Annotated in this window: 25 protein-coding genes; 13 read left to right on the top strand and 12 right to left on the bottom strand. The window is 38.7% G+C overall.

The window, feature by feature from the left end; translation table 11 throughout:
* Nucleotides 1-127: 127 nt before the first annotated feature.
* Nucleotides 128-883 (bottom strand): aldo-keto reductase family protein, encoded by a 756-nt coding sequence (locus MCBB_RS09300; protein WP_071907500.1) that lies wholly within the window; start codon nucleotides 881-883, stop codon nucleotides 128-130.
* A 169-nt stretch (nucleotides 884-1,052) separates the two neighbouring features.
* Nucleotides 1,053-1,394 (bottom strand): heavy metal-binding domain-containing protein, encoded by a 342-nt coding sequence (locus MCBB_RS09295; protein WP_071907499.1) that lies wholly within the window; start codon nucleotides 1,392-1,394, stop codon nucleotides 1,053-1,055.
* 315 nt (nucleotides 1,395-1,709) lie between these two features.
* Between MCBB_RS09295 and serA the strand changes: the two genes are divergently transcribed.
* Nucleotides 1,710-3,281: a phosphoglycerate dehydrogenase gene (serA, locus tag MCBB_RS09290; protein WP_071908066.1), complete on the top strand. Its 1,572-nt coding sequence runs from the start codon at nucleotides 1,710-1,712 to the stop codon at nucleotides 3,279-3,281.
* A 393-nt stretch (nucleotides 3,282-3,674) separates the two neighbouring features.
* Here serA and MCBB_RS09285 read toward each other — a convergent pair whose 3' ends face one another.
* The 5 genes from MCBB_RS09285 to MCBB_RS09265 all read right to left on the bottom strand — a co-directional run bounded on the left by MCBB_RS09285 (nucleotide 3,675) and on the right by MCBB_RS09265 (nucleotide 6,756).
* Entirely contained in the window at nucleotides 3,675-4,076 is a 402-nt protein-coding gene (locus tag MCBB_RS09285; protein ID WP_071907498.1) for a Mov34/MPN/PAD-1 family protein, read from the bottom strand.
* Nucleotides 4,077-4,183: 107 nt separating this feature from the next.
* Nucleotides 4,184-4,927, bottom strand: coding sequence for a tRNA(His) guanylyltransferase Thg1 family protein (locus tag MCBB_RS09280; protein WP_071907497.1), 744 nt, complete (start codon nucleotides 4,925-4,927; stop codon nucleotides 4,184-4,186).
* Nucleotides 4,928-5,205: 278 nt separating this feature from the next.
* Nucleotides 5,206-5,970 carry an aspartate dehydrogenase gene (locus MCBB_RS09275; RefSeq protein WP_071907496.1) on the bottom strand — a complete coding sequence of 255 codons (765 nt, stop codon included), beginning with the start codon at nucleotides 5,968-5,970 and terminating at the stop codon, nucleotides 5,206-5,208.
* A gap of 11 nt (nucleotides 5,971-5,981) precedes the next feature.
* Entirely contained in the window at nucleotides 5,982-6,314 is a 333-nt protein-coding gene (locus MCBB_RS09270) for a PRC-barrel domain-containing protein (RefSeq protein WP_071907495.1), read from the bottom strand.
* 259 nt (nucleotides 6,315-6,573) lie between these two features.
* On the bottom strand, nucleotides 6,574-6,756 hold the full coding sequence (locus MCBB_RS09265) for a hypothetical protein (protein ID WP_071907494.1): 183 nt from the start codon (nucleotides 6,754-6,756) through the stop codon (nucleotides 6,574-6,576).
* A gap of 495 nt (nucleotides 6,757-7,251) precedes the next feature.
* Between MCBB_RS09265 and MCBB_RS09260 the strand changes: the two genes are divergently transcribed.
* Together MCBB_RS09260 and MCBB_RS09255 are read left to right on the top strand one after the other, a co-directional pair.
* Nucleotides 7,252-7,974 (top strand): tRNA-binding protein, encoded by a 723-nt coding sequence (locus MCBB_RS09260; RefSeq protein ID WP_071907493.1) that lies wholly within the window; start codon nucleotides 7,252-7,254, stop codon nucleotides 7,972-7,974.
* 373 nt (nucleotides 7,975-8,347) lie between these two features.
* Nucleotides 8,348-9,832, top strand: coding sequence for an MBL fold metallo-hydrolase (locus MCBB_RS09255; RefSeq protein WP_071907492.1), 1,485 nt, complete (start codon nucleotides 8,348-8,350; stop codon nucleotides 9,830-9,832).
* Nucleotides 9,833-10,038: 206 nt separating this feature from the next.
* Here the strand turns inward: MCBB_RS09255 and MCBB_RS09250 are convergent, their stop codons facing one another.
* The 5 genes from MCBB_RS09250 to MCBB_RS09230 all read right to left on the bottom strand — a co-directional run bounded on the left by MCBB_RS09250 (nucleotide 10,039) and on the right by MCBB_RS09230 (nucleotide 14,581).
* Nucleotides 10,039-11,445: a lactaldehyde dehydrogenase gene (locus MCBB_RS09250; RefSeq protein WP_071907491.1), complete on the bottom strand. Its 1,407-nt coding sequence runs from the start codon at nucleotides 11,443-11,445 to the stop codon at nucleotides 10,039-10,041.
* 143 nt (nucleotides 11,446-11,588) lie between these two features.
* Nucleotides 11,589-11,786, bottom strand: a complete 198-nt coding sequence (locus tag MCBB_RS09245; protein WP_084789943.1) for a class III signal peptide-containing protein — start codon at nucleotides 11,784-11,786, stop codon at nucleotides 11,589-11,591.
* A gap of 48 nt (nucleotides 11,787-11,834) precedes the next feature.
* On the bottom strand, nucleotides 11,835-12,767 hold the full coding sequence (locus MCBB_RS09240; protein ID WP_071907490.1) for a type II secretion system F family protein: 933 nt from the start codon (nucleotides 12,765-12,767) through the stop codon (nucleotides 11,835-11,837).
* Between the two features lie 137 nt (nucleotides 12,768-12,904).
* The gene (locus MCBB_RS09235) at nucleotides 12,905-13,903 is read right to left on the bottom strand and encodes a M24 family metallopeptidase (RefSeq protein ID WP_231916348.1); all 999 of its coding nucleotides are present in this window, start codon (nucleotides 13,901-13,903) and stop codon (nucleotides 12,905-12,907) included.
* 225 nt (nucleotides 13,904-14,128) lie between these two features.
* A complete protein-coding gene (locus tag MCBB_RS09230; RefSeq protein ID WP_071907489.1) occupies nucleotides 14,129-14,581 on the bottom strand; it encodes an HIT family protein in 453 nt (150 codons plus the stop codon).
* Nucleotides 14,582-14,966: 385 nt separating this feature from the next.
* On the opposite strand from MCBB_RS09230, the gene ercA reads away from it, so the two are divergent.
* The 10 genes from ercA (at nucleotide 14,967) to MCBB_RS09180 (ending at nucleotide 23,382) form a co-directional block, all read left to right on the top strand.
* A complete protein-coding gene (gene ercA, locus MCBB_RS09225) occupies nucleotides 14,967-16,133 on the top strand; it encodes an alcohol dehydrogenase-like regulatory protein ErcA (protein WP_071907488.1) in 1,167 nt (388 codons plus the stop codon).
* Nucleotides 16,123-17,244, top strand: a complete 1,122-nt coding sequence (locus tag MCBB_RS09220) for a sensor histidine kinase (protein WP_071907487.1) — start codon at nucleotides 16,123-16,125, stop codon at nucleotides 17,242-17,244. Before ercA ends, MCBB_RS09220 begins: the two co-directional genes overlap by 11 nt.
* 375 nt (nucleotides 17,245-17,619) lie before the next feature.
* Nucleotides 17,620-18,249: a site-2 protease family protein gene (locus MCBB_RS09215; RefSeq protein ID WP_071907486.1), complete on the top strand. Its 630-nt coding sequence runs from the start codon at nucleotides 17,620-17,622 to the stop codon at nucleotides 18,247-18,249.
* A gap of 277 nt (nucleotides 18,250-18,526) precedes the next feature.
* Nucleotides 18,527-19,714 carry a YcaO-related McrA-glycine thioamidation protein gene (locus MCBB_RS09210; protein ID WP_071907485.1) on the top strand — a complete coding sequence of 396 codons (1,188 nt, stop codon included), beginning with the start codon at nucleotides 18,527-18,529 and terminating at the stop codon, nucleotides 19,712-19,714.
* Nucleotides 19,715-19,863: 149 nt separating this feature from the next.
* A complete protein-coding gene (locus MCBB_RS09205) occupies nucleotides 19,864-20,448 on the top strand; it encodes a PsbP-related protein (protein ID WP_071907484.1) in 585 nt (194 codons plus the stop codon).
* A 416-nt stretch (nucleotides 20,449-20,864) separates the two neighbouring features.
* Nucleotides 20,865-21,398, top strand: coding sequence for a PsbP-related protein (locus MCBB_RS09200; RefSeq protein WP_071907483.1), 534 nt, complete (start codon nucleotides 20,865-20,867; stop codon nucleotides 21,396-21,398).
* Nucleotides 21,399-21,776: 378 nt separating this feature from the next.
* On the top strand, nucleotides 21,777-22,118 hold the full coding sequence (gene pth2, locus MCBB_RS09195) for a peptidyl-tRNA hydrolase Pth2 (protein WP_071907482.1): 342 nt from the start codon (nucleotides 21,777-21,779) through the stop codon (nucleotides 22,116-22,118).
* Between the two features lie 143 nt (nucleotides 22,119-22,261).
* On the top strand, nucleotides 22,262-22,906 hold the full coding sequence (locus MCBB_RS09190) for an amino acid kinase family protein (RefSeq protein WP_071907481.1): 645 nt from the start codon (nucleotides 22,262-22,264) through the stop codon (nucleotides 22,904-22,906).
* Nucleotides 22,907-23,068 carry a zinc finger domain-containing protein gene (locus MCBB_RS09185; RefSeq protein WP_071907480.1) on the top strand — a complete coding sequence of 54 codons (162 nt, stop codon included), beginning with the start codon at nucleotides 22,907-22,909 and terminating at the stop codon, nucleotides 23,066-23,068.
* A gap of 44 nt (nucleotides 23,069-23,112) precedes the next feature.
* The gene (locus MCBB_RS09180) at nucleotides 23,113-23,382 is read left to right on the top strand and encodes an elongation factor 1-beta (protein ID WP_071907479.1); all 270 of its coding nucleotides are present in this window, start codon (nucleotides 23,113-23,115) and stop codon (nucleotides 23,380-23,382) included.
* The last annotated feature ends 233 nt before the right edge of the window (nucleotides 23,383-23,615 follow it).

Raw genomic sequence — 23,615 nt, 5'->3', positions numbered from 1 at the left:
CAGATTCTTTTTTTTGCTTTAAACTTTTTTTAAACTTTCAGCGTACATTAATTTTTTTAAAATAAATTTTTAAAATAAAAAATTGAAGTTTGCTGCATATTCTGTTGCTGATTCCATTTTTAATAAATTATTTGGATGCAATGATCCTGAAGGTTTCCTCTGCCTCGGCAACGGATGCGATACCAACACTGACCATGTCCACGTAATCAACAGTTTTAATGTAATCGAAGGCTTCAGATGGTTGCAGTATTCCTGCAGCAAGGGTTTTATTTGCAATAACTCTTTTACCAAGCTTTTTGATCAGGGCCTCGAGTTTTAGACGGTCTTCAGGTCCGTAACCCTCAGAGTCCATTATGTAACCCAGTTTGTTCAGGGGGATCATGTAGATGTCGAATAGATCCTGCAGGGAAGAATCAATGAGCATTGCAGTGATCTGGAATGGAAAACCAGTTGAAACTCCAGAAACTGCTCCTTCATCTTTAATTAACTGCAGTTGTTCTTCAACAGCCTGAAAATCCATTTTATCAACTGTTGCAGGGTGCAGTATCATTGCTGATGCACCTAGTTCAGACAGGGTGGCAACATCCCCTGAAGGATCTTCCGGACGCACGGTACCTATGATATCCATTTTACAGCCAGTTTCAGCTGCCATTTTAACGGCTTCAACTGTCCATGGTTTTGGAATGAGCTGAATTCCCCTCACCCCTATTTCATAGGATTTTCTGATTATACCTGCGATTCTCTCTGGATCTTCAGGAAAATCAAGCTGATATAACATGGCCCTGTGGCCGAACTGTGCAGCTTCAATTCCTGTGAATGGGGCTGTTCCAAGGAGTGTTCTTGGAATATCTTTTCCTTTGATGTTGATGGTTCCTTCAAACATTTATAAGACCTTTTTATTGATTATATCGTTGTTGAATGATTTTGTAGTATAAAAAAATAGAATATTGTTAATTCTTATAAAAATGTCCTTTATAGAATTCTAAACTATTTTTATATGAACTACTTTTAAAAACTATTTTTAATTCTAGTTTTGTCACGAAACTGGTACTTCATTCCACTTTCTGTGCAACCACAGCAGTTCCGTAGGCAAGTATCTCCTGCATAACATTTGCAACGTCGTTTGAATCATAACGTGTGCTTATAACAGCATTTGCGCCCATCTGTTCAGCGTGCTGAATCATCCTTTCAATGGCTTCGTTTCTTGACTGTTCCATCATTTGCACGTACTCTTTTATCTCTCCACCGAACATAGAACGGATTCCTGCACCTACCTGTCCACCAACGCCCCTACTTCTCACTGTAAGTCCGTAAACAAAGCCCTTTGTTTCAAGAATCTCGTATCCTGGAATGTAGTTTGAGCTCACAATTATGAATTCATCCATTGAAACCATACTAACACCTCATATCTCCATTTAGTTTGTTAACTTTTATATTCACAATTTTTTTGTTGATCATTGTATTAATTTTTTTCATTAAATTCATTGACCCCTTTTTTACAGTTTTGCATGTGTGTTATTCTTCAAGTTCATGTAAGGCTATCCACACCAGTCATAACTGTTGCTTTTTAAAACCTTCATTAAAACCTTCATTACAAATCAGTTAACAACAAATTTTAAACCACTTCAATCTAATTAATTATAATATAGAAAATTTCAATTTCAATTGGATACAACAAAATGAGATTTGGAGCTGAAAAGATGGATAACATGAAAGTACTTATCGCTGATCAAATAAACGAAAAAGGAATAGATGAGCTCAAGGATGTGGCAGAAGTTGTTGTAAACACTTCAATCACAAAGGAAGAGCTTTTAAATGTTATAAAAGATTTTGACGCCATAATAATCAGGAGCAGAACCAAGTTAACAGCAGATGTTATAGCTGCTGCAGACAAACTCAAGATCATAGCCCGTGCAGGGGTGGGTGTTGACAACGTGGATGTTCCAGCAGCAACCGAAAGGGGAATAATGGTTGTAAACGCACCTGAATCAACATCAGTAACAGTTGCAGAGCACACCATAGGAATAATACTCTCACTTGCAAGGAAGATAGCCATTGCAGACAAATCAGTTAAGGATGCCAAGTGGGAGAAGAAGAAATTCATGGGACTGGAGCTCAACGGCAAAACATTGGGTGTTATTGGAATGGGAAGGATAGGAAGCCAGGTTGTAACCCGTCTCAAGGCATTTGGAATGGACACGATCGTATACGACCCATACATAACAGAGGAAGTAGCATCAAAACTTGGAGTAACTGTTGTTGATCTTGAAACACTCCTTAAAAACGCTGATGTTATGACCATACACGTACCATTGACCCCTGAAACAAAACACCTCATTGCAAAACCTCAGTTCGAGTTGATGAAGGAAAACGCATTCATAGTCAACTGTGCAAGGGGAGGAATCATCAAGGAGGAAGATCTCTACGAAGCACTGAAAACAGGTCAGCTAAGGGGTGCAGGTCTTGATGTTTATGAAACAGAACCACCAGAAAACAGTCCACTCTTCGAACTCGACAACGTTGTACTCACACCACACATAGCAGCTTCAACAGCAGAGGCACAGCGAGACGCAGCAATAATCGTTGCAAATGAGGTTAAAAAGGTTTTAAAAGGCGAATCTCCTAAGAACGTTCTTAACATGCCTGTGCTTGACCCTGAAACCTTTCAAGTTATAAAACCGTACTTCAAACTCACAGAGAAACTTGGAAAATTCATGATACAAACAGCCAAGGGTAACATCAGCGAGATCAATATAACCTACTGTGGAGAACTTGCAGAATTCCAGAAAAAGGATATTCTAACCCGGATGATAATCAAGGAAGTTCTAAACCCTATACTCACGGAACCTGTGAACATGGTGAATGCAGCTGCAGTTGCTGAGAACAGGGGTATAGTCATAACTGAAGCCAAAAGATGCGAGGCAAAGGGCTACAAAAACCTCATAAAAGTTGATGTTAAATCAGATGGCTCCCAGATGAGCATTGAGGGAATTTTCGTTGGTGAACCAAAGATAGTCATGATAAACGGTTACACAGTGGATGTTGAAACCGAGGGAACCATGCTTATCGTTACCTACAGGGACATACCTGGAATAATCGGTTCAATAGGCACAAAACTTGGAGAACATGGTATAAACATAGCCAAAATGCAGGTTGGTCGCAAAGAACTAGGTGGAGAGGCTGTGATGGTTCTGCGTGTTGACCAGAACGTTCCAGCCAACGTGATAGAAGAGCTTAAAAAGCTTGAAAATGTCTACGATGCTGTTGCAGTGGATCTTTAAGTTTTCAGGGTTCCAGACTAATATTTAGTTATAAATAGAAAAGTGATGATTTATAGCTAAATAAAACCTTTTATTTACTTCCTATTTTCTTTATTTAAAATTTGTTCATATTCAAAGATTTTATTTATTCAAAGGATAATGCTGCTTCAAAAAGAGCCTTACTTGAATATTAACATTTTATTTATTTTTTAAAAATAGAATTAACATTTATGTATAATTTGAAGTTTTATAATTAAAATTTTATAATTTTAAAGTATTTTAAAAGGAATTTTTTGTCATGATTCTTTAAATTGGTTTATAAATTTTATAATATTATTATTAAAAATAATTATCTTTAAAATGGACCCATTTACTGCTTTAAACCATTTTTAAATCATTACCCTGATTCATTCTTTAAACAACTTCAAATTCTGCAGGCTCACCAAAGGTATCGTAAGCCCTGATACTGTCGAGATCATAGGGTTGAGCTATTATAATATGGAATGAGCCCTGTTTTGAGAAGAACTGGAGATCTGCAGTTGAGGGACTGGCATCGTATCCGGGATGGCTGTGCACAGAACCAACTGCATCTGACAGCATGGGCATCATGAATATCTCCATTACAGCCCCACTTTCAGAGGCAGCCCCTGGTAGAAAGATCAGGCCATCTATCTTCAAAATATTGTCCTCCACTTTTCCCTGGAGCATTGCGCTGAACTCATTGGGATAAGATTCCTTTGCAATATCCATGATTTCTTCAAGGAGCTCATGGTCGATCTGTACGTATTCAATTTTTTTCTTTCCAAATCCGAACATCTGTTTTCACCAGTTTTATGGATGCAAATCCAACTTCTTGATTAAGTAAATCTATAGATCTAAAGTACATCATACATATAAAGTACATCTAAATAAATCTAGAATAACTAAAGGATTTCATTGTCTTTGAAAAACTCTTCATCAAATATTGGTAGATTCCAGTCTTCTATGAGTTTTAAACGCTCAGAAACAACATTTTCCTGGGATAGTGGGTTGTAACCTTCAATTTGAACCCTTTTTTTATAAATTCCAATTCCCCTTCTCTGCCAAGTGGGAACTTCCACTATGTTGACTCCCCTTTGGAATATCAGGTCATGTAAATCCTTACTTTTTTTCATCTGCAGCAGTTCAACAGCCTCCTCCCTGCTGTGATCCTCCCTGAGCATCCAATAGGCGTACCCGTTGATACAGTTTCTCCATGCTTCATCCTGCCTGTTTTTGAAGTAATCAGCAACCATATCCCTGGAAACTGGTATAATTCGACAGTCGAAGGATAGGGGTCCAGATCCATCAATGTGATCCTGGAATGAGGGCACCTTACGGAGTGAAGTTGTGAATGCACTGGACACGAAGCCTGAAAAGACCGAGTCAAGCTTTTCAACACGTCCAGCAAAGGGTATGTCCGAGAGCAGAACGTTTATTTCATCTGAAAAGGTGTAAACGAAGGATGGTGCAAACTCCCTTGCGAAGGTGGTGCAGGTTTCAACCATTGTTCTGGCAAAATCCACGTCGTATGGTTTTTTAAATCCAATTCTCCTGGACAGCTTTGAAAAACCCCTTCCATCCAGTCTCACAATGATGTTGGAGCCGCAGGGAACCTTTAAGTTGGAGAAAATTTCACATTCTTTCATTGATTCAACTCTATTTAAGATATTTTTAATATGATGGGGATCTTTGTGATATTCACTTCAATTTTCATTCATTAACTTGTTGGTATAAAAGTTTGTAGTAACTCTATAATTAAATTTACATCCCTAAAATTATTTAAAATTAAGTTTACTTAATGAAAAAAAACAGTAGAGCATTCCCACAAAACTTTAAAAAATATTATAATTTGATTGAGGTACTGGGATTAAAAAGAGTAATTAAAGGATTAAATCATTCTGAAAAGTTATAATTTGGGAAAGTTTCAAGTTCCCACGCGTATGTTTTCATTCAAACTTTTCAGGAGTTTGATTGCAGAGTATGCTGCAAGAACGCTTGTTTTAGGGTTCATTGAACAGCGCATGTTCTTAGTTATCGTTGTGAACTCACCGAAATCTCCAACCACGTGAACTTCGTGCATGTTCCTGTTAACGGATGGATCTGCTATTATCTTAACGTCCACTTCCCTTCCACATGCCAGGCTTAAAGATGCAGCCACGTTTATGTTCATTGGAAATTTTTGGACAGCTTCTCCAGCTTTTCCTTCGTAGAGAACCTGTTCTTCATCTGTTACAATTCCAAGGGATTTTGGAGGTTTGCGTGTTACAAGTGATGCGCTCTGTATCTTACCGATTGAAGCTGCTTTGATACCATCAAGTCCTACAATGGCTCCAGATGGTGCGTAGATCCTTGCATTGTTCTCTGATGCAATTTTTTCAAGCCTTTCCCTGAGTTCGTTGTTCAGGAGTGCACCAACACTCATGATGATGACGTTAACCCCTGCCTCAAGTACATGGGGAACCACTTCTCCAACTGCCTGTGGAGCTGCAGCCTCTATAACAAGGTCAACGTTTTCCAACATGTCCTCCAGTTTAAGGGCAACTGTTCCATCAACCTGTGATGCCAGGTTTTCGGCCCTTTCTAAGTCTCTGTCGTAAAAAAAGTTCAGGTCAACGCCAAGCTTTCCCTCAACTGCGTAGTTGGTGATTATGTTAGCTATGGCGCCACAGCCAAGTATCCCTACCCTCATGAAATTCTTCCTTATACTTCCTCTTTGGTTATGGCTGCTGGTGTTTCGCGTACCTCAGGACTTATTAAGAGGATGTCACCAACTGCCTGAACCCTATCGTAGGATATGTCTATTGTTCCTTCTTCTCTAAGGGGGCGGATTTCATCATCTTCTGGGACTATTCTTATACTGGTTTTTATAACGTCTTTAAGGCCAACGTTCTTTTTATCAGCTTTCATTGCCACAGCTTTTAAGGTTGAAACTCTGCCCTTTTTTATGTTCAATATGACATCCTGGATTCTTCCGACGTACTTTCCACGTGTTGTGTACACATCCAAATTGTACAGGCTTGATAACTCCACCATTGTTTACACCTACCCTTTGCTTTGGTCTTTCATTAAAGAAGGTATTTCTTCAAATCTAATCCAAATTCAATGAATATATCTATTGAATATTAATTTAAAACATCTGTGTACTTAAAGTTTACTATGGAGGGGTTAGGACTACCTATTTTTCAATGAAAACATTGGAAAAAACATTGGAAAACTGAAAAGAATCTGAAGTGAAGAATGAATGGTGCTGAAGTTTTGAATCTACCCGGTAAAAGCAGTTGCAGATCATGGATCATACATGTTTGAAGTAGATACAGTGCACAGGGTTTCCAGGACCTCTAGGGTGTCTACAGGATAAACTAACCCTTTTAAACTCTGTAACAACAACCTTTTGTTTGAATAGGCATTGGTTACATCTGGGGCTGCAGGATACAACCTCAAATGCTTCACCATCGATCATCTCATAGTTCTTCATTCACACACCTACTTTGATATTGGGGAATTGATTCTGGAACCTATTAAATGTTGGTATAACTAAATGTTGGCATAGAACCTGTGATTTTATGAAGAATTCAATTGAAGACATTTGATGCCACTTTTCAGTTTTTAAGAGTTTTTTAGTCCTCATTAATTAAATAAAGGGTTAATATAATTTTTTTACAGAAAAAATTCAAAAAATAGCCAGATTTTTTCATGGTATGGGGGACAGTTTTAAATCCCTTGGTGAACTACTAATAATTTGAAGTTCAATTCCAAATAACAAATTCTTAAATGGATCCTTATTTAAAAGGAAATCATTGTAGATCATACCCTATTTATACAAGAATACTGTGAAATGCTTCAAAACCTGAATTGGATGGATTTGGATCTTTAATTTTTATTTTAATTCTATAAAATGATGATACAAAAGGAAATAAAACTTGAATTAATTTGATGGATGAATGCTAATTGATATCAACACGGTGATTGAATGTGGGATACTAGTAAAGATTACAGACTTCGCGTTGCAGAAAAATCAGTTGAACTCTTTATACGAACTGCCGAGGGAGCAAACCTTAAGGGAATCTGGAACAAAAGAAAATCCCTGAACTCTGCAAGGGACATGGTACCCGAGATACAGACACTCTACTACTCCTACCTGGAGCCAGATGAACTGGCAAAATCCCCCCAAATAAAGGATATGAAGGCAAAGGTTGCAGATATAGTGGATGCACTTGGAGGGGAGGGCTGGCAGAATGAATTCTTCAAACTGGTTAACAAGGATGAGAAGGAGAAACTCGAGGAATCCATAGCCAAAATGAAATTCGCGTTGAACACCATAAACGACATAGACAAACGTTTACTGTTGGGTCCCGTTAACGACCCTGTGGTGGGTATAGATATAAAAACCGGGGAAGTTGTGAGTATCATGAAACATCCTGTGGCAGATAAACTTCTCGTGTGCAATGTTAACGTTGGTGACAGGGCATTAACAGTTGTTACAAATGATTTAGCTGTTAAAGAGGGTAACCGGGTTGGAGTGTCCCTACTTCCACCAACAGGGTTTATGGGAATAACCAGCGAGGGAATGTTCCTGGGTGTGGGTGGAAATGTTTTGAAGGATGTTGAAGGCGAATTAGGCCAGCTGCCGCATGGATTCCCATTGGACGCCCTTAATGCAACCCGAAATCTTGTTGAAGAGTTTTTGAAGTGATAACTTTCAATTAATGAAGTTCAAAGGTTTCATTCTTCAAAGGTTTCATTCATTAAGTTCAAAAGCCCTCAAACCCTTTTTAAATCTTTTAAATGATATAAAACATTACTTTTAATTTAAAATATTTCACACGATTTAAATCTATTTTTAATGGATAAAATTCTTTTTCAGTGATAAGCTGTCCCTGAGGGTTGGCGTTCTTCTCACTAATTTTAACACCAATAAAAAAAGATAAAAGTGCATAAAATCAATAGAAAAATTATCATTTAGAATATTGTTCAGGTCACAAGCACTATTAAGAACATGAACTTGTAAATTAAAGTGGATGGCTTCTAATAAAATGGATGGCTTTTGATTGTAACGGTGTGTAATCATGGTGAAAATTGATTTTTACGGCGGAGTTGATGAGATCGGTGGGAACAAGATTCTGGTTCATGAAGCTCAAACATCACTCCTCCTGGACTTTGGAATGAGCTTCAACCAGGCAGGACTGTACTTCTCAGAATTTTTACAGCCAAGAAAAGCCAACGGAATCATGGACTTCATGGAACTTGGACTTCTACCTGAAATAAAAGGAATATACAGGGAGGATTACCTTAAGCACTGTGGAATGGAATGTTCAGATGAACCTGCAGTTGACGGACTTCTCCTGAGCCATGCTCATATGGATCACTCCGCCTACATACACCACCTGCGTGAGGACATTCCCCTCTACATGAGCGAGGAATCCCACCTGATCCTGAAGGTTTTAGAGGAAACAAGCACGGTTTCATTTGCAGACATACTCCATTTGAAGAGAGATTTCCACTTCGTCCCCAAGAAAACTGGTGAAGGCTACAAGAAGCTCAGTGGAAAGGACGCATTCATTGATAGGGAGATCAACACTGTTAAACCCTACGAAGCCTTTGAAATAGGTGATTTCAAGATTAAAAGTGCACCAGTTGACCATTCACTACCCGGGGCTGCTGCGTATCTACTTGAATCAGATGGGGGAATGACAGTTTACAGCGGAGACCTCAGGTTCCATGGAAGACATCCGGAAATCACCCAAAAATTTGTTAAGGAAGCTAAAAAATCTAATCCCAACGTGATGATGTGTGAAGGAACCAGGATGGGTGAGGAAAGAACTGAAACAGAGCAGGACATAGAAAACAGGGCCACTGAACTGATAACTGACTTCGGGGGTCCTGTCATTGTCAACTTCCCTGTGCGGGACCTTGACAGGCTTTTAACGTTTCACAACGTTGCTCGAGCTGCAGACAGAACCCTTGTTGTGAACCTCAAACAGGCCTACATGCTCAACCTCTTCAAGGGCAGAGGATACCCTGAAATAGATGAAGTGGCAGTTTACGTACCGCGAAGGGCCTGGGGATTACTGGGTGAGGATTCCTTTGCATGCTTCGATGGTCAGTGGATTTCCTCCTCTGAGATGGAACACGATTACGTGAATTCCCAGTACAAGAAATGGGAAAGGGACTTCCTGGAGTGGGAAAATACCGTAAACTACATGGACATGAGGGATGAACCCGAGAAGTACCTATTCCGTTGTGATAACTTCGAACTCAAGGAGTTAATCGATATAAAACCAGAAAACGGACTTTACATAAAATCAATGACAGAGCCATTTGATGATGAGATGATGATCAGTGAGCGAAGGGTTGAAAACTGGTTGAAACGCTTCGATCTCTGTCCAATGCACAAAATGCACGTCTCAGGCCATGCATCGGGTCCAGAGCTTATTGAGATGATCAGAGAGGTAGAACCTGAAATCCTGTATCCTATACACACAGAGCACAAGGAGATGTTCAAGGTGCTTGAAGATGATGGAATAAAGGTTGTTTATCCTGAAAGAGCCTAATTGTTAGATCCATCATATGTTTTTATCTAAAATACTTTCTATCATCTAATCATTTAATTTGTCATTTAATTTTGTAAAATAAATTACTTAATAAAATAAAAGGAAAAAAAAGGATTTAAATTTACTAAAATGCTAAAGGATGGTTTTTTTTAAGATTTAATAATTTCTGAGTTTAAATTCAGATGAACCTCATTAACTTGACACGTTCATCCAAACACCACGAGCTTGGTACGTGTCATATCCTCAACAGCATATTTAACACCTTCTTTACCCATACCGCTCATTTTAAAACCTCCAAATGGCATGTTGTCAGTTCTGAAGGTTGGTTGTTTGTTGATCATAACGCCCCCAGCTTCTATGGTCCTTGCAGCCTTAAGTGCATTTTCGATACTACTCGTGAAAACACCTGCCTGAAGTCCGTAAGGAGTGTTATTGGCGATACTGAAGGCTTCATCAACAGTTTCTGCCCTTATTATGGGTGCTACAGGTCCAAAGGTTTCATGGCACACCATATCCATACCAGGATCAACCATGTCGAGCACTGTAGGAGTGTAGAATGCGCCTTCCCTTTTGCCGCCCAGTAAAATCTGAGCCCCATTTTCCAAAGCATTTCCAACTGTTCTTGCTACGTTTATGGCTGCTTCCTCATTTATCAACGGTCCGATGTCTGTTTCAGGATCCATTGGGTCACCCATCTTAAGTTTCCGGGTTTCTTTAATGAGTAAATCAATGAATTCCTCTGCAACACCTTTTTGGACGATTATGCGCTTCACACCTATGCAAACCTGCCCTGCGTTGAGGTAAGCTCCTCTGGCTGTAGAAACTGCTGCTTTTTCAAGGTCTGCATCCTCCAGAACTATGATTGGATCGTTTCCACCAAGTTCAAGTGTTAACTTCTTCATACCTGCCCTGTTGGCTATGGCGTTACCTGTTTCAACGCTTCCTGTGAAGGAGACCTTGTTAACAATGGGGTTGGTTACAAGTTCATCCCCAACAACACTTCCCGGGCCGGTTACTGCGTTTACAGCACCATCTGGAAGGTGATGGCCCAGCACCTCTCCAAGTTTCAATGCTGCAAGTGGAGCTTCCTTTGAAGGTTTGAAAACCACACTATTTTTTGCTGCAAGTGCAGGAGCTATCTTATGCACTGCAAGGTTAACTGGATAATTGAAGGGGGTTATTGCAGCCACAACCCCCAAGGGTATCTTCATTGTAAATCCAAGGGCAGTTCTGCCACCTATACCTGCATCCATGGGAACTGTTTCACCGTAGATCCTTTTGGCTTCTTCAGCTGCCAGCTGCAGGGTTAGAACAGAACGTTTCATTTCATCCCGGGAATCCTTTATAGGTTTACCTGTTTCAAGGGTTATGATCCTGGAAAATTCCTCCTGTGACTTCAGAACAACTTCATAGACATCGTAGAGTATCCTTGAGATCTTACGGGCAGACATATCTCCAAGAACCTTCTTTGCCCTGTTTGCAGCTTCCAGAGCATTCTTAACATCTTCCCGGGTAGCTTCAGGAACTGTATCTATGGTCTCGTTGTTTGCAGGATTTTTAACATCTATCTTTTCATCCCTATCCACCAAACTTCCGTTTATAAACATTTTCATGTTTTAACTCCTTTTAACTACTGCAAATTAAGCATAACTCCATTTAATTAATGTAAATTTAAAGATATAAAATTAAAAAGTCCCAAAATTTATTAGTGAGATTAAAATAAAAAGAGATTATCTAGAAACTGAAAGTTTACGTCTCAAGTAGGAAAGTATTTTTTCAGATCCTGTATCTTTGAGGTTGTAGCATTTACATCGGTTTTGTTGATGTCATCTCCAATCCCTGCAAGGTAGTTCTTGTAAAAAACTGCAGCAGCAATTACTATTACAATCATCCCACCAAGAACCAGAATGAGTTCAGCTGAACCCTGTCCATTTTCATCTTTTATCATATTCATTTCCAACACCCTCATTTAATCTAAGAGACATTCTGCTGTACCAGATAATCACATGGCGAATAAAGACATGGCCAATGTTCCTGCCAGATAAAATATCAAGTACGAAGCAGGTACCACTCCCAATGCAAATTTGACTCCCTTTTTGGCATTTCCATACAAAACGATTCCCATTAATATACTGGCTATGACTGAATGTATGATGATGTACCCACTTGCAGCGGTGTAAGCTGCATCAGCCAGTGCATTTGCTTTACCCACTGATGCAATGAAGGAGGAGTAGGTCATTATCATTCCAAGTGCAAATGGTGCAGCTATAACCGCTGCTATCAAAAGGAACATCACTGACATCATAACGTTGGCCTTTCTTTCACGTTTCAACGCAAGTACAGCCCTTAAATCCTCTGCAACAGTTTCAATAACATCTGAAAGGCTTCCTCCAACCCTTCTTCCCTCAAGAATCATTCTGAATGTTCTGTCAAGATTTTTGGATTTCAAACGGGTTCCCATGGCTAAAAGTGCATCTTCAAAGCTGCTTCCTATCTTTATTTCAATGACGGATCGTCTCAGCTCTTCAGTTAAAGGTCCACTTCCCTGCTTTGAAATATCTTCCATTGCAGTTTCAATACCAACACCTGCTCTTAGGAGGGATGCAATCTGCCTCAGAAAGTCAGGGGTGCTTTGTTCTATTGCATCGACTCTTTTTTCCATTGCAAAGAACAACCATGCTAAAATTAGGGCAAAGGGTGCTATGAAACCTATTAATGCACCTAATATTGGGCTGATTCCAAGTACCATGAACAAAACAAATGTAAGTGCTGCTAAACCAATACCAAAAATAAGCATAAGAGTTATAATGTCAGATGCCTTAACGTAAATGCCCGCCCTTATGAGATTTTCCTGTACAAGAACCAGGTATTTGTCAGGCACCATGTCGTCTATAGATTGGGACAACGGTGACAATGCAGTGGGTATAATTGCCATTTTTTCACCTTTTTGAAATATCTAATTATTTTAGTATATTACTCATTCCATATATTAATATATCTACCTATATGTGTTCTATAGGATCAGGATTCATTGTTGATTTCCACATTCACGGCTTCAAGGCCCTAAAAAATTTAAAAGGTTAACTTATGGCTTAATTTGTTCAAAACATTTCCTCTATTGGTTATTTGGACCATGTCCTCAACACGAACTCCAAATTCTCCTTCAAGATAAATTCCTGGTTCAATTGTTACAATCATTCCTTTCTCAAGTGTTGTGTTATCCTTCTGAGATAATGATGGCATTTCATGAATTTCAAGTCCAACACCATGGCCTGTTGAGTGTATGTATCCCTCACCATAACCATACTCTTCTATCACATCTCTTGCAGCTTTATCAATTTCTGAAGTTTTCACGCCGGGTTTTATTGCAGAAACAGCTTTTTTATTCGCTTCAAGCACGATGTTAAATATTTCTTCCTGTTTATCTGTTTCTATAATTGTACGTGTGGTGTCAGATGCATAGCCATTGTAGACAGCTCCCCAATCAATAACAACGGGACTTTCAATTTCTGTAACTTGTGGGGTTCCGTGTGGAAGGCTGGATCTTTCACCCGATGCAACAATGGTTTCAAAGGAGGGTTTACTTGATCCGCGGACCATCATGTTGTACTCCAACTTTGCAGCAGCTTCATTCTCGGTTCCTGAAAACTCAACATCTTCAAAGGATTTTTCAGCAATTTCAAGGGCTTTTTTGATGTTTTTGATTTCATCTGGAGATTTAACCATTCTTGAAACTTCTATCAGATCAGTTATGTTTGCTTTAAAATTGTTTGACAGCTTTTTGTAGGTTTCAACGGTCATTGAACTTTCTATTCCAATTTTTCCCTTGAGAAGTTCTTTGATATCCTTCAGGGATTTCAACTCTTCAACTGGAACTTTGGAACTCTGGGAAGCATCTTCGATATCCAATTTGGATGTGAAAAGAACTGGTTCATCTTTTAATAAAAGCAAAGAAAAGCTTGAAGGGTTAAAACCTGTTAGGTAACGTATGTTTTCTGGTTTAACTGCTATCAATGCATCCATGTTTTTCTCATGCATGCTGTTGAGTATTCCTGATAATTTTCTGCTCAAAATTTACATCTCCATTTGTAAGTTTTAGATCAAGATGAAATGTTTTAAAAATTGAATTGTGCACACTTCACAGGTTTACTGTGCCTTTAGAGTATGGTTTAAAGATTGATTGCAATTTTAAATTGTAGTTTGGTTTAAAATTATTGTTTCTAGAATTATTATTTATGATTCAAAATTATTTATTTTAGTTATTTATTTTAGTTCAAAATATTTTTAGAATTACTTTTAGAGGTTTTTTAGGATTTCAGCTTTCATTTTGACCATAACCTCATCTGAAACCCTTTTTTCTACGGGCTGGGGTATGTAACCGAAGTCCGGATCTTCAAAGGAAATCCCTGCAAATTCAACCTTTGTCTTGTAACGGGGTATGAAATGCCAGTGAACTTCAGGGTTGGGAATTTCGTTCCTGAAGCTTGCATTTTTAAAGCAGCTCCAGTTGTAGAGTGTGGGTCGGAACGCTTCGTCCAGTGAACCTTCCAGTTTCTTGACGGTTTCTGCAAAATCTGCCCATTCACAGGTTTCAAGTTCAGCCAAGTTTTTACATTGCCTCTTCAAAGCAACAACACAGGTTCCAAGGTACCTCTGGCTTGGAGCAAGAAATATTTTCCAGCAGTCTGTTTCATGGATTAATTCACCGTAACCTCCATCTAACTGACAATATTCGCATTTGCTTACCATAAAAATCTCTTCTAAAATCTGTGTTCCATCATTTTTCAGTACACATACTAGATCTGTTTCTACCTTTTGTAGGCTTCAAGATTTTAAGATTTGCCCCACGGGTTTGCCTCCAGATTTATCCCTCCCACAAGATTTTAGGTTTAACTCCAGATTTTAGGTTTAACTCCATGATTGTTTCCTACGATTTAAAGGTTCACATCCATTTTCAGAACCCTCTTTTTTGGGATTTACATGGTTTTAGGATTATTAGGTGGAATCAGTCAGTGTTTTGTGTTTTTTTAATCTGGGTTGAAAAAATTTTATAGTGGAACCTCCAAATAATTGTTAACAGCATCTCACTCTCAGGAACTTCAGGGAACTGCTGAAAAAAGGAGTTGATTCGTTAATGGTTGAGGCTGGTGGTAGGGTAACTGGATCTGAACTTCGAAAATTCGTTGCACCAGAATTTATTTTTGGTAACGATGCCAGATTGCTGGTAGGGCGTTACGCAAGAAATTTCAGTGGCAGAAATGTTTTTGTAGTCACTGATCCTGGTGTTATGGCTTCTGGATGGTTGGAGGATGTTACAGATTCCTTGAATGACGGGGGACTTCATTACACCACATATTCTCATGTAAATCCCAATCCAAGGGTTGAAGATGTTATGGAGGGGGCTGAGATCTACAGGGCGGAAGAATGTGATGTGATCGTTGCAGTGGGTGGAGGAAGTCCCATGGACTGTGCAAAGGGCATAGGTATTGTAAGCTCCAACAAGAAACACATAACTGAATTTGAAGGTGTTGATAAGGTTGGATTACCTGCACCTCCCCTCATCTGTATCCCAACAACGGCAGGTAGCTCTGCAGATGTGTCACAGTTTGCAATAATATCTGACAGGTCACGACACCTTAAAATGGGTATAATAAGCAAAACACTTGTCCCGGATGTTGCCCTCATCGATCCAGTTACCACAACAACCATGCCCTGTGACATGACTGTTCAAACAGCCTTCGACACCTTGAGCCATGCCATGGAGTCTTATGTATCCAATGCAAGTTCTGCTGTGACAGACCTCCATGCATTGGAATCTATTCGACTTGTGAGCTCAAACATCATCCCTGTAATATCTGATCCTGAAAACCTCAATCTAAGAACGAATCTAATGTTGGCAAGTCTTCATGCAGGTCTGGCATTTTCAAATGCAAGTTTAGGACTTACCCATGCAATGGCCCATAGTCTGGGTGGATCAATGGATCTGCCCCATGGAGAATGCAATGCCATCCTAATGGAACACGTTGTGAACTTCAACTTTCAGGCAGAACCAGAACGTTACATGGAATTGGCCCGGACAATGGGACTTAACACAGACAAAGAAGTAAAACCAGAACTCATCAAAGGAATAAATGACCTTAAAAAAAGAGTGGGTCTTGATAAAAGCCTTAAAGATTTTGGTGTTGATGAATCTGACCTGGATGAACTTGCAGATGTAGCTATGCTTGATCCATGTATCGTTACAAACCCACGGAAACCATATAAGGATGAAGTTGTGGAGGTATTTAGAGATGCCCTTTAACGATGCTGAATTGAAAACCCTGCGTGAGAAGATCATTGGCCTTGGAGAATCATCCATAAGGAAGAGTTACTATCCCGAGCTTCGAAAAAGACTTGATGAGCTTGAAAGGTTTAAATCATTGTTAGATGAGAGTAACGATGCCATTTTTCTCATTGAAATCCCTTCAGGACGTTTTGTAGATATCAACAAAGCTGCTTCCAGGCACCTTGGATACTCAACAAAACATCTTCTAAACATGTCAATGGGGGATCTGGTGGTTTCATGTGACAGAAATCGTCTCAAACAATTGTTTAAGGACCTGGTGGATGGTGGAACATCTAAGGGAAAACAGAACATAGTCACACACCTGAGGGATGTTTCAGGTTGGGAGATACCCTTTGAAATAAGCGTCACTGTGGTTAAGTTCAGTTATGAAGTTTACATGGTAATGGTTGCCCGTGACATAACCGAACGTAAGGAAGCAGAGGATAAAATAAAAGCGTCCCTTGAAGAAAAGAACATCCTCCTCATGGAAATTCATCACCGTGTTAAAAACAACATGCAGATAATTTCAAGCCTTCTAAGTCTTCAATCAAGGTACATAACCGATGAAGATGCCCTTGACGTGTTCAAGGACAGTCAGAACCGTGTGAAATCCATGGCAATGATACATGAAAAGCTTTACATGTCAAGAAACTTCACCAAGATAAACTTCGGTGAGTACATCAAGAACCTGACAACCTACCTCTTCCATTCTTACGTTGTGGATCCAGATACTGTAAAACTGGTTGTGGATGTTGAGGATGTTAATCTAGGAATAGACACAGCAATACCCTGCGGGCTCATAATCAACGAAGTTGTGACCAATTCCATTAAGTATGCCTTCCCAGGGGATAGATGTGGTGAGATAAGTATCAAACTCTGGGCTGAAGATGAAAACATTATTCTTGAGATTTCAGATGATGGAGTTGGAGTTCCGAATGATTTCAACATCCTTGAAACCAAAACACTGGGATTACAACTCATATATACTCTCGTAAAACAGCTTGACGGAACCATAGAACTCATACCTCATGATGGAGCCAAATTCATAATATCCTTTAAGGAACTTAAATATAAACAAAGGATATAGGTTTAAATGAGTATGGGCTTTAAGAGGGTGTGACTTTAGAAGGATTATAGAACTTTATAAGAAGTATGGGACTTAGAAGGACCATAAGACTTTAAAAGGACCATAAAGCTTTAGAAGGAATATACAAATTTAAAAGAAAATTAACTTGAAAATAAACCTTTAAAATAAATATTTTACACTTCAAGAAAATATTTTTTATTAAGAACTCATTAAGAACCTAATTTTTTTATTAAAACTCATTTAAAACCTATTTTTTTAAGAAAAAATCATTAAGATATTATTTTTTTTTACTAAGAACTCATTAATGATACTGAATGAATTTTGTCATATGATCGGGGAAATCATTATAAGTGATAAGTTACGTCTTCTATAAGTATGGTAAAATTCACAGCCCATGAAGTCAGGGATATAATCATTTCAATGACGGTTATTGCAGCAATATTCGCCTACCTCTTCAGCATGGGAAGCAGTAACATTCTTGAAAGTGTGATGTACCTCATTCCGGCCACTTTCATTGCAGTAGGGCTTGGATTCGTACTCCATGAACTCGCACATAAGTTCGTTGCAATTCACTACGGATTTCAGGCAGAGTTCAGGATGTGGATCCAGGGACTGCTGCTTGCAATTATAACAGCTGCATTCGGATTTGTTTTTGCAGCTCCAGGAGCTGTTTACATTCAGGGAGAATACATCTCAAAGGAAGAAAACGGTAAAATATCCATTGCAGGTCCCCTCACAAACATCTGCCTTGCAATCCTATTCATGACACTCCTGCCAATGGTTTCAACATCACCAACGGATATTTTAAGTTACGAGATCTCAACCATCATCATTCTGGGATTTGCAATCAACAGTTTCCTGGCATTCTTCAACCTCGTACCAGTAGCTATACTGGACGGTGCGAAGGTGATAAAATGGAATCCTGTCATATGGGGAATAGTGACTGTTGTTGCCCTAATTTTAACTGTAAAAGCATTTTTAACCCTTCAAGGTATGGGAATTTAATGGAGATTAATTTCAACCTTAGAATACCCTTAAATTTCCTTTAATATTTCCAAAGAAATGATGGGGTAATTCATGTCCATAGGGAAGGTATCCCTTTGGGAAGGTATCCTTGAATTTTGTCCTATCCTCTGCTTCCCAATGAAGGATCGGTGCGCTACCAAAAAACCTACCAAAAAATTTTAAGACATGAATACTAAAGCTAATCCAAAGGATAGATCCCATAAACGATATTTGCTTTAGAGAATTTATTAAAGATAAACAGGTTTTACGTGATTAAATGTTTCAAGAGGTTCCAATAAAATATTTTGGATGCACACACAGGTCCGTCGCCCCTGAAGACACTATAAAAAATGTTGAAGGAAAATTGAAGACTGCAGGTGTTAAAAGAGTTGCAGATATAACTCACCTGGACCGTTTGGGGGTGCCTGTCTACTCTGCAATACGGCCAATGGCTGCAGATGGTGCTGTGAGCATATATGCCGGTAAAGGCGCTACAAAAACACAGGCAAAGGCATCTGCAATGATGGAATCATTTGAAAGGTACTCTGCTGAGATTCAGGACTCAGACAGGGATAAGATGGTTTCAGGACTTTTTGAAGAGATTGACGCTGCAGTGGATCCAAGGTCCCTCATACTCCCAAACCAACAGTTCAACCCGGAATCCAGGATAGAATGGGTTAAAGCTATGGATTTAAAGGATGAGACTGAGCACATGGTCCCTGCAAATGCTGTTTATCACCCCTACAATCTCAAAGACAGTTTGAAGCTCTTCAAATCCAACACCAATGGTCTGGCATCTGGAAACAGGATTGAGGAAGCAGTTTTCCACGGCATGATGGAGGTTGTTGAAAGGGATGCATGGAGCATATTCGAGGCCCACCGTAGTTTGAAACCTGAAATAGATTGCAGTGAAGCTGAAAATCCACTTATAAATGGTTTGATCCAGAAGTTCAGTGATGCAGGCATCAACGTGAAACTCATGGATCTGACTGCAGATATAAAGATATCCACCATAGCTGCGGTTTCAGATGATCCTGTTCTCAAAGACCCTGCACTCTTAACGTTAGGTGTTGGAACCCATCTAGACCCTGAAATAGCAGCTATTAGGGCTTTAACTGAAGTTGCACAGAGCAGGGCAACCCAGATACACGGAACAAGGGAAGATACCGTCAGAGCGGTTTTCATGAGAAAGGCAGGATACGAACGCATGAAACGTATCAACAAGCACTGGTTTGGGGATTCAAAGGAGATCATAGGTCTTTCTGAAATTAAAAACAGGTCAGGATCTTCCTTCAGGGAAGATATAAACACGGCTTTGAAGATGCTTGGAAACTGCGGATTCAAAAATGTTCTTTATTCTAATTTAACCCGTTCCAACATAGGAATACCTGTTGTAAGGGTTATAATTCCAGGCTTAGAGGTTTACTCCGTTGATACTGAACGGGCAGGAAAAAGACTGGTTTAAGAAGAAAGAGGGGTTTAACAATCTATTCAATCTTGGGTCAGTTCTGGATAAAAGATTCCCTTTAAGCTTCACATCTCCAATTCTAATTCAATTCAAAATTTATTCAAACTTACACGTAGTATTAACAGTGTCTGCAAGGAGGATATGAAATGAAATGGTATACAGTCTTATTCCTAATTGTTTTGGTCGTTTTATCAAGTTTATCAGTTTACAAGGCATTAACACCCCAAACTTACAGTGATAATGGGGTTTCCTTCAATTATCCAGGTACATGGAACCAGCTTTCTGCAAAGGACTGGAACATAAACTCCACTTCATCAAGTCCAACCATAGCAGTTGTTGGAGATTCCAACAACGCCCAGAACAGCAGTTACGTAACTATGGTAACGGTACAGAAGACCAATCAGTCTGGGACACTGGACGAGATAGTTGCAGCAAGCAAGGCGGATCTTCAGAAGGATAAGAAAGCCGTAATGATCTCGGATAAAAACATCACAGTCAACGGAGTGAAGGCCCATGATGTGCTTTACAACGTTACAATGGGTGGTGTTAAGAAAGAGGTACGTTTAGTTGTTTTAGCTAAAAACAACACAGTTTACTCGTTAACGTTAAGTGCACCTGATTCAGAATTTGCCAACCAGAAGGAAAACTTTGACATGGTAGTTAAAAGCTTCAATGTCACTGGAAAACAGGAAAATAATTCTTTAAATGATCTGTTCAATAATCTAATTTGAAATTCTTCTACAATTTATTGAAATACCCTTTTTATCAACTTTTTTTTAATTTTGAATCATCAAAGGTTTTTGAATCATCAAATGGGAACTACTTTGTGATCTAACCACCTGTTATTATGGTTATTTTTTGTTTTAGTTAATTGTAAATCCTTACGTGGCCTTTAATATTTAAAAAGGATTTAACTTGTTGCGTGAAGTGCTATCAATAACTATTTTCCCAGATTGTCTAACATTAATCATTGAACAGCTAAACAACTGAATTATTTAACATTTTTTAATCAATGCTTAATATTATGAAATAATTACAGCTTAAATCCATTTTATCTTCAATTCTTTTAATAACTTTTAGATAAATTTATTAATTCTGATTTTCAGAAATAATAATGACATTAGGGATTACTATGGGGAGGATCAGCATGAAGCGATATATTTTTTTAGTTTTGGCAATTTTAGCAGTTGTGGTTTTTGCATCGGGATGTACAACATCAACCAATCAAACCTACAATGAAAGTGGTGTTTCCTTTGATTATCCAATGGGCTGGACCAAGTTATCTGCAAGTCAGATGAGCACAGAGGTTGAGGGAGCTGCACCAATGGTTGCAGCAGTGGCAGATGAGGACAGCATTTCAAACAACACCTACCAGACACTTGTAGCCGTCCAAAAAACCAACAGCACAGGAACTTTAGACGAAGGAGTTTCAGCAAGTAAATCTGCACTTCTAGGTGCTGGTGCTGTGGTGGTATCAGAATCAAACCTCACGGTTGACGGATCCACTGCCAGGGAATTCACGTACACCATGAAAATAGGTTCAGTGGACAAGAAGGAGAGCATAATCATCTTTGAGAAAAATAACTACATCTATGCAATAACACTGAGTGCAAAGGCTTCAGACTTTGACGGTCAGAAGGAAAACTTCGACATGATAGTTAAAAGCTTCAAGGTAACCTAGACGGGGGTGGACGTTCAGAATTCATTCAAGGAGAAAATTAACCTTTCTCCTATTTTTTTTACTTTTTTTAAGGGCTTTACATGTTTTTGTATTGGATTGCACAGTTAAAAATTCAAGATAAATTCAACAGTGGATTTAAAATAAATTTAAATAAATTCAAAATAAATTCAAAACTTAAATTTATAAAGGATACACAGGGATAGTAAAATAAAAGGTTTTTTATAATTCATCATTGAAAGAGATTGAATCATGAGAATTTAAATAATATCTCTTTTAAAAAATATCCACGAGATTTAATGATACTATTTGATTTTGGATATGCTTATCTGGATTCAAATTTTAAAACTTAATTCTGATTTTTATACGCGGTGTAATAAAATGAAACAGGTAATAGTTATGAGGGCTGATCTCAAGATGAGCCGGGGTAAAATCGCTGCACAGGCATGTCATGGCAGTTTAGGGGCCTACAAAAGGGCCAGTGAAAATTCCATAAAGAAATGGGAAAGGGAAGGCGAAAAAAAGGTTGTTGTAAAGGTCGAAAGCTTGGAGGAGCTTTTCGAGGTTCATGAGCTTGTTAAAGCAGCAGGAATAGCAAGCTGTCTTGTAAGGGATGCAGGGCACACTGAAATACCCGAATCAACCATAACTTGCCTTGGAATAGGTCCTGATGAGGATGAAAAGATAGACAAGATAACCCAGGAGCTGAAACTCCTGAAATAATAATGATATTATTGAGAGTTGAAACTTTAGGGAGTTGAAACTCCTTACAAATGATGATCCATTATAAATTGTGTTAAAAAGACTAAATTTAAGGGTTTATATTAAAAGAATTATATTAAAAGAATCTAACGAAGGTATTCATCATGGACTGGCTTGTGAAGGTTGGAGGCAGTTTGTTTCCTGAGGATGCTGCAGAGCTCTGCAGGGCCCTTGTTGGCACGTCTTCAATGGTTGTGTGTGGTGGAGGTGTTCTTGCAAACACGCTCCGAAACTACGATGCTAAGTTTCACTTCTCAGACACTGCAAACCATAAGAGTGCCATAATGTGTATGGACATCCTGGGAACCCTTGTTGCAGACAGGGTTGAGGGTGCAGAGGCAGTTCAATCCCTCGAAGATGCTAAAAAACTGGTTGATGTGGGTAAACTCCCTGTTTTGTTGCCTTCAAAGCTTCTTGAGTATCTGGACCCCCTTGAGCACTCCTGGAGGGTTACATCAGATTCCATATCATTTTATATATCAGATCTTCTAAAAGCCAAACTATTAATAGCAACAGATGTAGATGGTATATACACGCGTGAACCATCCATGGATGGTGCGAAACTTATAAAAAATATAAGTGCTAAAAAACTACTGAATTTTGGTGAAACATCAGTTGATGAATTTTTACCCGAGCTTTTACTTCAACACAAATCACAGTGCTATATTGTAAATGGTAAACACCCTGAGAGGGTTCTATCTTTAATTGAAGGTAAAAGCGTTTTACATACACTCATTGGAGGTTATTAAATGGAGAAAATAGAATGTACATCTTGTAAACAGGAAATATCCCCTGTGGAAAACTACGTGAAATTCCAGTGCCCTGAATGCGACAGGATACTGTACAGGTGCCAGAAATGTAGGACATTCGGACACTTATACAAATGTGAATGCGGTTTCAAAGGCCCATAAGTTTGTACATATTACAAATTTAATTTTTACTGGAGGAATCTAAGATGGGAGAAGTTGTAGCAACAATAAAATTAATGCCTGAAAGTCCTGATGTTGATCTTGAAAGTATCAAAGCAGAGATAGGAAAATCAATACCAGAAAACACCGAACTTCACAAGATCGAGGAAGAACCAATAGCTTTCGGTCTTGTAGCCCTCAACGTAATGGTTGTAGTGGAAGATGAAGAAGGCGGTACAGAACAAGCTGAGGAAAACTTTTCCAAGCTCCCAGGTATAGCAAGCATAGAAGTTGTTGACGTAAGAAGGTTGATGTAAAACCTTTTTGGGGTATTCATCTGAATATCCACAACAAAACTTTTTTTTGAAGATATAAACGATTTTTAACATTTATTTTAGCATAGAATCCTCTTTTTCCTGATATTTAAATTTAAAAACTAGTTTTTAAAACTTATTTTAATTAAAACTTATTTTAACATCAAATCACCCCAATCCTAAAAATCAATTTTTAGTGAAACCCCAGGTTCTAACTGCAACAAATAAATAATACT

Source organism: Methanobacterium congolense (assembly GCF_900095295.1).
GTDB classification, from domain to species: domain Archaea; phylum Methanobacteriota; class Methanobacteria; order Methanobacteriales; family Methanobacteriaceae; genus Methanobacterium_C; species Methanobacterium_C congolense.
The sequence above is the reverse complement of the archived record's forward strand: the minus strand, read 5'-3'. Positions and strand labels throughout refer to the sequence as shown.